The following is an 11,989-nucleotide window of genomic DNA, read 5'->3' on the forward strand; positions in this document are numbered from 1 at the left end:
CCGCTGGTCCAGGCCCGACACGCCTCGCGGCGACGATCCCAAGGCTTCAGGGCAGAACCATTTTCGCAGTTTAGAGCCATGCGGGTCATGCATGACAATACGTTTCAGGGACGTCGCGGGATCACATGGAGCGCGGATCGAGCGCCGAACCCTCGGTCGCGGTGAGATCGCGGGCCTTGGGACCACAAGGCTCCCTTGCGGGCATTCTAGTCGAGGCCGACCTTGCCGGCATAGGCGGCTGCGATCGCTCGCGAATTATAGCCGACCCCGGACTTGAAGACCGTGCTGACATGGTCGATGGCGTCGTTCGTCTTCGCCAGATCGCCGTCGAGCAGCACGAGATCTGCGCGCTTTCCTGCGGCGACCGTGCCGATCTCCTTGTCTCGATGGAGGAAGACAGCGCCGTTTCGGCTCATGACCCGGATCGCTTCGGGCGCCGAGAAGCCCTCCTCGATCATCATGTGGAACTGATGCTGGGCCGAGGTCCCGGGGACGACGCCGCCGAAGCCTGTCGGATCGGAGCCGGCCATGAGCAGCCCTCCGGCCGCAACGAATCGGTGTTCCATCCGCGCCATCTTCGGCATGAAGGCGGCGACCAGCTTGCCCAGGCCGCCCTTCTGGTTCTGCGCCCAGGCCGCCGAATAGGCCGCGCGCAGGGCGGGCGACAGCGGCGCGAGCGTCTCCGCGGAGACGGGCGGTTTCCCGGCCATCAAGGTCTCGTCGATGGCGTAGGTCGAGGTCAGCGCGACCTTGTGATCGACCAGGCTCTTGATGAGCTTGCTCGCCTCAGGACCGTCCGGGTCGAGCGCGATCAGGCTCTGCAGACGAACCGGCCAGGGCGGACAGGCGTCGGGCTTCTTGCCGGCGACAAAATCACTGGCCTCCTGGAAGCTATGCTCGAGGTTGTCGATGCCCGCGTCGATGGCCTCCTGATATGTGACCGAACAGATGTGGCCAGTGACCTTCAGACCGTGGGCGTGGGCTGCGGCGACGGTCGCGCGCAGGTCCGCTCGACTGATGTGTTCGTAAACCTTCCAAGAGGTCGCCCCTTCGCCGGTCCAGTAGTCGACGAGTTTGGCGACGCTCGCGGGGCCAGTCACGGCAGGCATCCGCGCAACCGACTTGGGCTCGCCCTCGATATAGGGACCGCTCACGTCCATGTCCGGTCCCACCTGGCGTCCGGCGCGGATGGCCCGCGCCACGGCCAGGTCCGCGTAGGGGTTGAGCGAGCCGGCGGTGCGGATGGTGGTCTCCCCGGCCGCCAGATAGAGACGGGTGAACGCCTCTGGATAGTCGCCGTAGCCGCCCTTGCTGTTGGGGTAGAACAGATGCTCGTGCATCAGCACAAAGCCCGGCAGGACCGTCTTGCCCTCGCCGTCGACGACCGTGGCTCCCGAAGGCGGCGCGGTGGTCGCCGCCGGACCGACGGCCGCGATTCGCCCGCCCGACACCACGATCGTCATGTCCCGCTGGGCCGGCGCGCCGGTTCCGTCGAAGAGGACGACGTGTGTCAGCGCCAGCACGGGCTGCTCAAATGCGACGAACGACGCATCCGACGCCGCCAGCTTGGGCGCCGGCTGGGCCGCCACGAAGCCGCCAGCCGCCAGAGCCGCCGTCACGCCGGCCGTCACGGCCGCGAAGTTTCGCATCTATTCCTCCACGCCCCGCGTCTGACGGCCTCAGAGCGGCCAGGGGTCCCCTCGCGCCTCACGGACGCGCCGCTGAAACTAACCGGTCACAGGCCGGGAATTCTATTCGATGTCGTCGGACGGCTGCAGATCGGCTGCGGCTATCGCCGTAACAACAGCCCCCAGCGCGCATAGTCTATGCGGCGGCTCGCCGTGGGCCGAGCGTGCGTCAGCGTCAGGTGGACGCCGCCTGGCGGCTCAGTGGCTGTGGTCCTGGCCGTGGACAAAGGGCGTCCCGTCCGACCACTTGCCCGCGGCCACCATGAAGATGGTCTCCCGTTCAGGCATCTGGGTGTGATCCGTGTCCAGCATGACCGGCGACAGCGGCAGGTTCGCCCCCCAGCTCGCGCCGTCTGTTCGCGGGATATAGAACATCAGGTGCGGGGCCCACGATCCGGCCTCGTCGTTCAGAAACTGCTGATGCGACATCATGTAGGACATGGCGCCGGTCTCCGGCGTCGGTAGCTCCTTCCGGGCGACGGCGGCCTTGATGGACGCCAGCATGGCGGGCTTGGACCGGCCAGCCAGGGCAAGCGCCGTCCGCTTGACGGTGTCGGGCAGGATGGATCGGGCGGCCGGCGGGTTGTAGCAGACCGGACCGCGCATCTTCGGGTTCCAGAACTCCGGGAAGTCGAACGGCGACATCCACGAGCGTTCCACAAGGCAGACGAAGCCATTCTTGCCCTTGGCCGCGACCTGGTACCCGCCGCGTCCAAGCACCATGATCGTCGCGTCGTCCGAAATCGCCGGCGGCGCGGCGCTGCGGGCCATGGCGATCTCGGCGTTCCGGTCAGCCATCAGATACTGCCCGACCGGCGCCATGGCGGCGTAGGCCGCCGCGCCGCCCTGGGCCCACGCCGGCGCCGCGCCGATCGCCAGAACCACCGCCAAGACAAGCCGCGCCGTCGCACCCCGAATATTCCTCATGATTGCGTCCTCCCACGCTGGATACGCGCGGCCCGGATGGGCGGCGCAGCGACCCTAGGACGAACGGCGGGCGGCGGCGCCGACATGGCGAGCATACAAGCGGACCGTTCTTCGCTCGCGCCTATCTGTAGCTCCGCGTCACGAACCAGAAGACGCCAAGGCCGACCAGGAAACTGGAGGCTATGTCGACGGTGATCGCCCGTGGCGTCGCCAGCTTCAGCTTGGAAACCGCAAACACCAGGCCGGTGACGCCAAGCACCAGGGTCAGCTGTCCGATCTCGACTCCGAGGTTGAAGCCGACCAAGAGCTCCGCCAGACGCCCGGTGGGAAGCTGCATCTCAAGCAGGTTGGAGGCGAAGCCGAAGCCGTGGATGAGGCCGAACACCAAGGTGATCATCATCCGGAACCGGCCAGGATCGGCCAGGCGGCCGGAGATCATCAGATAGTTGCTGGTGAAGAGGCCGGCGCCCAGCAGCAGCAGGCCTGGCAACTCACCGAAGCCCAGGGCGCTGCCAAGCGCCATCAGCGCGAGGCTGACGCCGAAGGAAACGGCGATCGTCAGCGGCTTGTGGGTCTGTTCGGCGAGGTTTTCCGCGCCGATCAGCGCGATGGTCAGCGCCACCAGGGCGTCGATGAACTCCGGGTGCGGGCGGATCACGCCGGTCACGGCCAGCGCCAGGGTGAGGCTGTGGCCGATCGTGAAACCGGAGACCACGAAGACCAGATCGCGCAGACGCCGCGAGATCAGCACCAGCCCGAGCAGGAAGGACATGTGATCGACGCCGGTGAAGATGTGCATCACGCCCATCCGGACGAACTCGAAGAAGCTGGCGCTCTTCAGGCCGCCTGCCGCCTTGCCGGAGATGGCGACGGTCTGGTGTTCGTTGGTGATCAGCTGTTCGGCGAAGGCGCCCGTGGTCGCGTCCTGGATCTCGGCGAAGTTGGTGTGGCTCGGAACCACGTCGAAGAAGGCGGCCGACCGGATCTGCAGTTCGTCGCGGACCGGGCAGCGGAAGGTGAAGTCATATTTGCGGTAGCCAGGCGCCGCGGAGAGGGTCTCCACCGGCGGGACCAGGGCGCACCGTCGGCCAGCCGCGATCGGATAGACCCGCGCGCTGAGATACGCCTTCACGGCCTCGTCGGAGGGAGCCGCGCCGCCCGGGCCCAGGCGCAGCAGCTCAGGGACCGGGATCGTCATCGCCAGGTCGACGTCGGCGCCGTTGATCTCCCAGACCGAGTGGGATTCGCTGCGCGTGTGAGCGGCGGCCGGCCTCGCGACGAGCAGCAGCGCGAGAACCAGCCCCGAGACGAGCCAGACGGCGGCGCGGACGTTCCGGCGCCTCATCGCTGGTCGTCCGCGATCAGGACGTTCGCCCGTTCGCGCAGGAAGCCCTGATACTGCGCCGTGGTGCGCTTGATCTTGTCGTTCCGGAAGTCCGACAGCACCTGGGCGCGAGCTTCGGCGAAGACGAACGGCTTGGGCGGGACATTGTGGACCATGACGAGCAGGTGGACGCCGTCCGGCTGGGTCACCGGCGCTGAAACCCCACCGTCCTGCAGCGCTCGGGCCCTGTCGAACAACGCGCCGCCCAGATGTATCTTCGCGGCGAAGTAGAAGTCCTCACCCGTTTCGCGGCCGGTGTCGCGGCCCTGGAAAGACCGGAGCGTCACGGCGAGCGGCGCGCCGCGGGTCAAGGCCTGGGCGGCTCCCCCTGCCTGCGGCGCGTCTGGGAACGCCAGGTCGCGGACCGTCATCACGCCCTCCTGGGCGTAACGGTCCTGGTGCGTCTTGAAATAGGCCTCAAGCACGCTGTCCCCAGGCTCCGAGGTCACGGCGTCGGCGGCCGCCATCTGCTCGACGGCGCCCACCGTGGCCGTGCGTACATCCGGATCGGTCGCGGCGACGTCGAGCTCCTTGCCCCGCTGTACGAAGAGCTCCTCGCGGATCATGTCATCGAGCACCTTGCGGCGTTGCGCTGGCGTCGCATGGGCGTTGTCGACCCCCAAGCTCGCCTGGAGCTGGGCATAGAAGTCGGCGCGCGCGATCGGCTGCTGGTTGACCAGGGCCACGTCCTGCGCCGGGACGTGGAAGGTGGTGGTGCCACGCGCGGTGAAAAGCGCGTAGCCGGCCAGCGCCAGACCGACGATCGCCCCGAGCGCCATGAGCGACAGCGACCGACGGGGATTGACCCGCTTCGGGTCCCAGAATGACGGCGCTGCGTCTTGGGCGGTCGGCGAGGTCATGGGCGGGACGTATCCGAATGCGGTCGGGATCGATGGGAGAGGGCAAAGACGTAGAGTGAGACCTCTCGCAGGCGTAGGGCCGACAGCCGACCGGCCCGCGCGGGGCAAACGCCCTGGCGCCCGTAGGCGATGGAGTCGAAGATCGCCTGCCGGCTGCCGTCTCCGTAGAGCCATATCCCGTCGACGAGGTTCGGCGCGCCGATCGCGGGGTCGCCCTTGGCGTCGTTGGCGTGGCAGTCGTAGCAGCCCCCCTTGCCGGAGAAGATGGCGCGTCCGGCTTCGGCCGCGGCGGGGTCGGCGGCGTGGCCGGCGCGGGACTGGAGGTAGGCGATCACCGCCTGGATCTCGCCGGGACTGAGAGGCGCCAGCTTTTCTCCGGCGGCCGGGACCGGCTGGGCGAAGGCCGGCATGACCGCCAGGCTCCAGCCGCGCGGGTTGTGCGCGCGGACGCCGTAGTAGGCGACCTTCTCGATGTCCCTCACCTGGCCGCTGCCGTAGAGCCAATCGGAATCTGTGAGATCGGGGACGCCGCGAGCGGGGCTGCCCTTGCCGTCGGCGCCGTGACAGCCGGCGCATTGCCCCCTGAAGACGCCCGCACCACGCGCCACGGCGAAATCCATCAGCCTGGCCTGCGCCGGGATGGCGTCGGGGTCGCTGCGAAGGATTTGCGCTTCGCGCCGGCCGGACGTGATGAGCCAGGACCCCACCAAGACCAGCACAGCCGCCGCGCCAATCCAGAGCAGCCAGCCGACCTGACGGCGCGTTGTGACGCTCGTCCAAAGGCGCCGCACAAGATTCGTGATCCTGCGGGTCGACATGCCTTCCCCTTGTGAAATCGAACTTTCCACCTAAGGAAAACATCCTATACAGTCAAGGATGTTAGAGCTTGTAATCTCTGTGGAACCTGTACACGCTGAGTTATAGTGTCAGACAAAGCGAATTGACGTCCGATTCACCGGGCGATTTGTGTCATAGTAACTTGTTTCGATACAAAATGACGCAAAATTCTACTTTAAACATCCTGCAATGGGCCGCTATGTTGCCGCCATGCGCGCCGGCGCCGCGATCGGAAGGTCAAGGAGTAATGGGGCCACTGACGGGGGAAAAATGCTCGAATCCTTGTGCGCCTGGATTGAGAAGACACCGCTCAGCGCCGGCATTCAAAATGCCGGCTGGATCATCCCGGTAAGCCAGATCGTCCATATCCTAGGTCTCGCGGTCATCCTGTTCTCCGCGCTCTCCATCGACTTGCGCATCCTGGGCGTCGCGGGGCGCAGGACCTCCGTCCCCGGGATGGCGGCGCACTTCCTGCCCTGGATGTGGGGCGCGGTGGTCCTGATGGCGGCGACCGGCACGATCCTCATCATCGGCGAGCCGCGGCGCGATCTGCTCAACCCCGCCTTCCAGACCAAGATGCTGTTGCTGGTCTGCGCGCTGCTGTCGACGGCCGCCATCCAGCGTGTGGTTCGCAGCACCCCATCGCTCGGAGGACCGCGCGACAGCCTCGGTTGGCCGGTCCGGACGCTGGCGGTCTTGTCGCTGGCCCTGTGGTTCAGCATCGCCATCTGCGGGCGCCTGATCGCCTACGTCACATGAGCGGACGGATCGCCGAGAACCGAGGAGCCTGAGGAATGTCGATCGTGTCCATCGCCACCTGGATTGAGGCGACAGGTCCGGCGCGGGCGATCGCCCAGTCGACCTGGATGTTTCCCGCGGCGGAGACCGTCCACGTGCTCGCCATCGCGGTGGTCGTCGGATCGATCGCCGTGCTCGATCTTCGACTGCTGGGCGTCTCCTGGAAGAGCCGACCGGTCACCGAAGTCGCCCGCGAAGTGCTGCCCTTCACCTGGACCTGCTTCGGGATCGCCGCGATCGCGGGATCGCTGATGTTCGTCTCTGCGGCGGTCAAATACGCCACCGACCTGCCGTTTCAGCTGAAGATGCTGCTGCTGCTGTTCGCCGGCGCGAACATGCTGATCTTCCACCACTTCACCTATTCGGGCGTGGAGAACTGGGATCACAACGCCCCGTCGCCGCGCGCGGCGAAGGTGGCGGCGGGACTCTCGCTGGCCTTCTGGGTCGCGGTCGTCGTCTGCGGACGCATGGTGAGCTTCACGACCCAGAACGACTTCGGGCCGCCGCCGAGCGCCAGCAATCCGCAGGCGACCATCCTGGCGCAGCTCGATCCGCAGGCTCTGCCTCCTTAGGCGGCGGACGCCTGCGACGCCACGGTTTCGCTGGGGATCAGGCCGCGCCGGAGGGTGAGGCAGGCCTCCAGACCGCCCTTCGGATGATTGACCAGGACAAGCTCGGCCTCGCTCTTCAGCGCCAATGCGCGTGCGATGGTCAGGCCCAGTCCGACGCCTCCCCTTGGCGGCTGGGCGGTCTCCAGGCGCACGAACGGTTCGAACACGGATTCAAGTTTCTCCGTCGGGATCCCAGGGCCAAAGTCGCGGATCCGGATACAGACGGCGCCGGCTTCGACGGTCGCCGACACCTCCGCGGCGCCTCCATATTTCAGCGCGTTATCCAGGAGGTTCGCCAGGCACCGCTGCAAGGCCCGGGGCTGGCCCTCGATGTCGTAGCCCGACCGCCGCACCAGGGTGGCCGTCCGGCCGCCTTCGGCGGCATCCTCGACGACGCTGTCCAGCAAGGAGTCGAGGGCGAGCCGGACAAAGGGTTCCTCCAGCTCGTTGCCGCGATGGTAGTCGAGGCCCTGGCGAACCAGGGCGAGCATTCCGCCGAGATCGTCGATCAGGCGGCTGCGCAGCGCGGGATCGGAGACCTTCTCGATCCTCAGGCGCAGGCGCGTGAGCGGTGTCTGCAGGTCATGGGTGATCGAGGCCAGGATGCGGGTGCGCTCCACGACGTGGTCACGGAGTTTGGCCTGCATCAGGTTGAAGGCGCGGAGCGCGTCGCGCACTTCATAGGGGCCGCGCTCGGGAAGGGGCGAACGGTCGAGATCGCGGCCGAGCTCGCGAGCCGCGCGGGAGAGGTCCCGCAACGGAGCGGCGGCCATCCGCGAAGCCAGGAACGCCAGCACACTGACCGTAAGGGTCAGGATGGACAGGAAGACCGGGTCGAGCCGCGGCAGGTCGAAGGTGTCGGTGCGTGGGCTGAGCGCGACCAGGACGATCGATGAGCCGTCCGCGAGCCGGGTCGAGATCACCCAGCAACTGAGCTGCGCATAGAACGACGTGCGGAACGGCTGGATACAGGTCCTCGGAACCGCCTTCTGCGCGCGGCTGGAGGGATCGAGGCGCGAAGCGAGGACCCGGCTGAACTCAGGGTCGGGGCCGACGATGCGCTCGGAGCCCTTCAGGGGCCGCAAGCCCAGGATTCCTTCCGACAGCATCTGGGCGCGCAGCGGCTTGGGGGCGCTGTTAATCAGGGAGACCAGATCCTGAACCCGGTCGACAAGGCGCACGATGTTGATGTGCTCCAGGTCGGCCTTGCGCCGGATGTCGGCGAGCCCAAGGGCGAGGCTGGACGATCCGACGACCCCGACCAGGAGGAACAGGAACAGACGCCCTGCCATGGAGTCGAAATAGCGCCGCAGGATCATTCGAAGGTCACCGCGGCGGCGAGCACATAGCCTTGGCCGCGGACCGTCATGATCAGCTGGGAGGCGCGAGCGTCGTCGTCCAGCTTATGCCGCAGGCGGCTGATCTGCAGATCGGCCACCCGCTGCGGCGAGCCGTCGATCATCGTCGGGTGGGAGGTCAGCGTCAGCAACTGGTCGCGGGTCAGCACCTCATTGGCGTGTTCGACGAAGAACTTCAGGAGGCTGAACTCATTGCCGGACAGGATGACCACGCGCCCCTTCGGGTCGCTCAACCGTCGGTTCTCGAAATCCAGGGTCCAACCCTGGAACGTCGCCCGTCTCGGCGGCGCCGAGTCCTGCAGGGCCGTCGGCGTATAGGTGCGCCGCAGGACGCTGCGGACGCGCGCCACCAGCTCGCGCGGCTCGAACGGCTTGGTGATGTAGTCATCCGCGCCGACTTCCAGACCGATCACCCGGTCGATGGCGTCGCTGCGCGCGGTCAGCATGATGATCGGAATGTCGCGGCGGCTGCGGCTCAGGCGACAAAGCGAAAGGCCGTCTTCCCCCGGCAGGTTGAGATCGAGCACGATCAGGTCGACGGGCTGGCTGTTGAGCACGGCGAACATGGACGTTCCATCCGCGGCCATGACCACCTGGAATCCGGCCTGGGTCAGAGGTTCGGCGACCAGCGTGCGGATGTCCTCGTCGTCGTCGACAATCAACAGGGTTCGCTGAAGGGACTGCGCCGTCGTTTCCAGCGGCCACGCATCCGATGGCACGTTCTTTCCCATTCCTGATCCCTCGGTCCCGCCCGGCGGCGATGCCGGACACGACGCGTTCTTTCCCCGATTTTCAGCGTCGCGGTTGCCTGGGCTCCAGGGTCCGCGCGCCGCTGTAAAACTAGCGCCGTTACCCTTCCGGCAAAAGTGTCAAAGTATGTCAGCCTGTATCGGCCTGACGTACAGGGAAATGATTTGTGAATTTAATACAGTGATTGATATGTATCGCCATCCATTCACATGTAAAGTCACAGTAAAAACGATGATCATCGTGGTGTTGTTTATTGACCTGACGGTCTCATCGCCGTAGTAGGAGGCAACAATAGTTGATGACGGGCGCTGAGCGCTCAGGGGAGAGAATCAATGGCGCATTCGGGCGCGCGATCTCCAGGCGGCTGGGTTGTGGGTCTCGCCGCATTCGCGGTCGCGGCGGCTGCGGCCTCCGCCGCCTCGGCCCATCACTCATTCCAGATGTTCGACAAGGACCATCCGGTGGAGATCCAGGGCACGGTCAAGTCGTGGGAGTTCACCAACCCGCACAGCTGGCTGGTGATGATGGTCATGAGGAATGGTCACCCGACCGAGATCAAGGTCGAGGGCGCAAGCGTGCTGACCCTGGTGCGACAAGGTTTCGGACTCAACACGTTCGCGCCGGGTGAGAAGCTCGACCTCGTGATCAGCCCCCTCAAGAACGGCGGGCCGGGCGGCGCCTTCATCAAGGCCACCAAGTCCGACGGGACGGTCCTAACCGAGTCGCCCACGCCGAACTGACTGCAAGGATCGCGCGCGTCGCGACAGGGGAATGTCATGAAGATCAGAGTTGGGTTCCGCGGCGGGGCGTCTGTCGTTGCGGTCTGCATCGCTGCGGCGGGCTTGCTGGGCGTGGGCGCTGCAAGCGCCCAACAGGTGAAGTATCCGGCCAGCGGTCCGAAATTGCCGCAGTGGACGGCGTTGCCGGATTGGAACGGCCTTTGGGAACGCGGCGGCGACATCGTCTGGAACGACAAGTTCCCGTTCAAGGCGGGCGAGCCGGAGCTGCCGCCCTACAATGACTCCTATCTGAAGGAGTATCTGGCCCGGCGCGCCGAGATGCGCGCCGACGCCTTGGCTGGCCGCCCACGCACCTTCAAGGGCGCCGGGCTCTACGGCAGCATGCCGGCGATGATGATCATGCTCTTCCCAATGGATATCCAGATCAATCCCCGGGAAGTGGTGATCATGAGCGCCAACGGCGGCGGTCCTCGCGAGATCTACACCGACGGACGTGTTCATCCGGACGGTACTCTGCCGAGCTCGAAGGGGCACTCCATCGGCCATTGGGAAGGCAAGACCCTGGTCGTCGACACCTGCTGCTTCCGGGAGGACACGCGGCTGCCGGGTGGTGGCGCGCACAGCGACCAGATGCATGTGACCGAGCGGCTATGGGCGCCCGACGCGCGCACCCTGAAGGATGCGATCACGGTCGAGGACCCGAAAGCCTTCACCAAGCCCTGGACGACCGAAAAGACCTACTACCGCCGGCTCGACTGGGAGCAGGTGGAGTACGATGAGGGCGAAAACGCGCGCGACTTCGACAAGCCCTCGCCGGACGGTGAGGCGACGTTCGGGGCGCCGCCGGCGGACGGCGGATCGACGTTCGGGGCGCCCCCGAAGGCGGACGGCGCGTCGCCTTCGCCTGCGGCGAGGCCGCTGGGCAAACCCGCGACGACCGAGGGCCTGCAAAAGGCTACCGCCTTGGCGGTCGGCAATCTGGCCTGGGAGACGGTCGTGGTCGCCGAGGTGAAGCGCGGCGCCGACAAGATCACCTGGAATGGCGTGACTCGCTCGGTGACATGGCATTGCACCGCCGCGTCGGACGGAACCGGGGCCTTCTGCGAACAGCCGCCTTCGGCGGGCGCCAATGGCCCGCCTGGAGGGCGTCCCGCCATGGCGGCGGCCGCCGAGCCCGCGGCGCCGCGGGCGAGCGCCGCACCGACGCTCGCCAAGAATACGGTGACGGTCGGCGGCCAGGATCGCGACTACTATTTCTTCGTGCCGCCGAAGGCCGACCGCGCCGGCTTCAACCAGGTGGTCTATGCCCTGCACGACAACGGCCAGACGGCGCAGCAGTTCGCCGAGACGTCGGGGTGGATGAAGGTCGCCGCCGAGAACGGCTTTGTCGTCGTCTTCCCGGAGACCGTCCAGAAAGACTGGGGCCCCAGCGCCGGTGGTGAGGACGATTACCTGGCAGCTGTGCTCGCCCACGCCGGCACGCACATGCTGATCCCGCCGCCTCCGGGCGGAGGCGGCGGCCCGCGCGGTGGCGGTGGCGGTGGCGGCCGGGCCGCAGGCGCCCCTGGCGCAGCTGCTGCGGAAGGCGACGCCGGACGACGGCAAGGTCCCCCGCGGGTGCGGACCTGGGCGCCGTTCCAGTACCTGACCGGCGTCGGCGCCGGGGCCACTCTGGCGCAGTCGTTTGCGATGAACCATCCGGGGCTCTACGCCGCGGTGGCGACGGTCGATGGCGCGGCCAACGACGAGGCCTACATCAAGAGCGAACAGCCGGCGGACGGCGCGTTCCTCCACATCTGGCCTGACAAGGCGCTGGTCCCGGTCTGGAAGCAGCAGAAGAAGGACGTGCCGGTCGCCGCGTGGCTATTCACCCACGGGGCGCCCACCGCCGCCGGGACGCGGCAGGCCGACTACTGGAAGCGGGCCGACCATGTGGCGGCTGCGGCCACGACGGAGAGCGCCGGCGGCTATCAGACGGCGGTGTTCACCTCGCGGGACAACCCTGCCCAGCAGGTCCGCACCACCACGCTGCCGGC

The 11,989-nt window shown here is 67.0% G+C and carries 11 protein-coding genes; 4 read left to right on the forward strand and 7 right to left on the reverse strand.

Going from position 1 to position 11,989, the window contains the following annotated elements:
- Positions 1 to 206: 206 nt before the first annotated feature.
- The 5 genes from E8A12_RS15570 to E8A12_RS15590 all read right to left on the reverse strand — a co-directional run bounded on the left by E8A12_RS15570 (position 207) and on the right by E8A12_RS15590 (position 5,677).
- Entirely contained in the window at positions 207 to 1,649 is a 1,443-nt protein-coding gene (locus E8A12_RS15570; protein WP_293370422.1) for an amidohydrolase family protein, read from the reverse strand.
- A gap of 237 nt (positions 1,650 to 1,886) precedes the next feature.
- Positions 1,887 to 2,615 (reverse strand): hypothetical protein, encoded by a 729-nt coding sequence (locus tag E8A12_RS15575; protein WP_293370424.1) that lies wholly within the window; start codon positions 2,613 to 2,615, stop codon positions 1,887 to 1,889.
- A 121-nt stretch (positions 2,616 to 2,736) separates the two neighbouring features.
- On the reverse strand, positions 2,737 to 3,960 hold the full coding sequence (locus tag E8A12_RS15580; RefSeq protein WP_293370426.1) for a HupE/UreJ family protein: 1,224 nt from the start codon (positions 3,958 to 3,960) through the stop codon (positions 2,737 to 2,739).
- On the reverse strand, positions 3,957 to 4,859 hold the full coding sequence (locus E8A12_RS15585; protein ID WP_293370428.1) for a peptidyl-prolyl cis-trans isomerase: 903 nt from the start codon (positions 4,857 to 4,859) through the stop codon (positions 3,957 to 3,959). The genes E8A12_RS15580 and E8A12_RS15585 overlap by 4 nt, the downstream gene beginning before the upstream one ends.
- The gene (locus tag E8A12_RS15590) at positions 4,856 to 5,677 is read right to left on the reverse strand and encodes a c-type cytochrome (protein WP_293370430.1); all 822 of its coding nucleotides are present in this window, start codon (positions 5,675 to 5,677) and stop codon (positions 4,856 to 4,858) included. Before E8A12_RS15590 ends, E8A12_RS15585 begins: the two co-directional genes overlap by 4 nt.
- A 289-nt stretch (positions 5,678 to 5,966) precedes the next feature.
- Here E8A12_RS15590 and E8A12_RS15595 point away from each other — a divergent pair, with 289 nt between their 5' ends.
- Together E8A12_RS15595 and E8A12_RS15600 are read left to right on the forward strand one after the other, a co-directional pair.
- Positions 5,967 to 6,455 carry a DUF6644 family protein gene (locus E8A12_RS15595; protein WP_293370432.1) on the forward strand — a complete coding sequence of 163 codons (489 nt, stop codon included), beginning with the start codon at positions 5,967 to 5,969 and terminating at the stop codon, positions 6,453 to 6,455.
- A 35-nt stretch (positions 6,456 to 6,490) separates the two neighbouring features.
- A complete protein-coding gene (locus tag E8A12_RS15600) occupies positions 6,491 to 7,066 on the forward strand; it encodes a DUF6644 family protein (protein ID WP_293370434.1) in 576 nt (191 codons plus the stop codon).
- On the opposite strand, the gene E8A12_RS15605 is transcribed toward E8A12_RS15600, so the two are convergent.
- Both E8A12_RS15605 and E8A12_RS15610 read right to left on the reverse strand, forming a co-directional pair.
- Positions 7,063 to 8,424, reverse strand: a complete 1,362-nt coding sequence (locus E8A12_RS15605) for an ATP-binding protein (RefSeq protein WP_293370436.1) — start codon at positions 8,422 to 8,424, stop codon at positions 7,063 to 7,065. The genes E8A12_RS15600 and E8A12_RS15605 overlap by 4 nt on opposite strands.
- Positions 8,421 to 9,194, reverse strand: a complete 774-nt coding sequence (locus E8A12_RS15610) for a response regulator transcription factor (protein WP_293370438.1) — start codon at positions 9,192 to 9,194, stop codon at positions 8,421 to 8,423. Before E8A12_RS15610 ends, E8A12_RS15605 begins: the two co-directional genes overlap by 4 nt.
- Before the next feature lie 351 nt (positions 9,195 to 9,545).
- Between E8A12_RS15610 and E8A12_RS15615 the strand changes: the two genes are divergently transcribed.
- Both E8A12_RS15615 and E8A12_RS15620 read left to right on the forward strand, forming a co-directional pair.
- Positions 9,546 to 9,953: a DUF6152 family protein gene (locus E8A12_RS15615; protein WP_293370440.1), complete on the forward strand. Its 408-nt coding sequence runs from the start codon at positions 9,546 to 9,548 to the stop codon at positions 9,951 to 9,953.
- 36 nt (positions 9,954 to 9,989) lie between these two features.
- On the forward strand, positions 9,990 to 11,989 hold a 2,000-nt coding region (locus tag E8A12_RS15620; RefSeq protein ID WP_293370442.1), incomplete at its 3' end, for a hypothetical protein.

The organism is Phenylobacterium sp. (assembly GCF_004799395.1).
Taxonomy (GTDB): domain Bacteria; phylum Pseudomonadota; class Alphaproteobacteria; order Caulobacterales; family Caulobacteraceae; genus Phenylobacterium.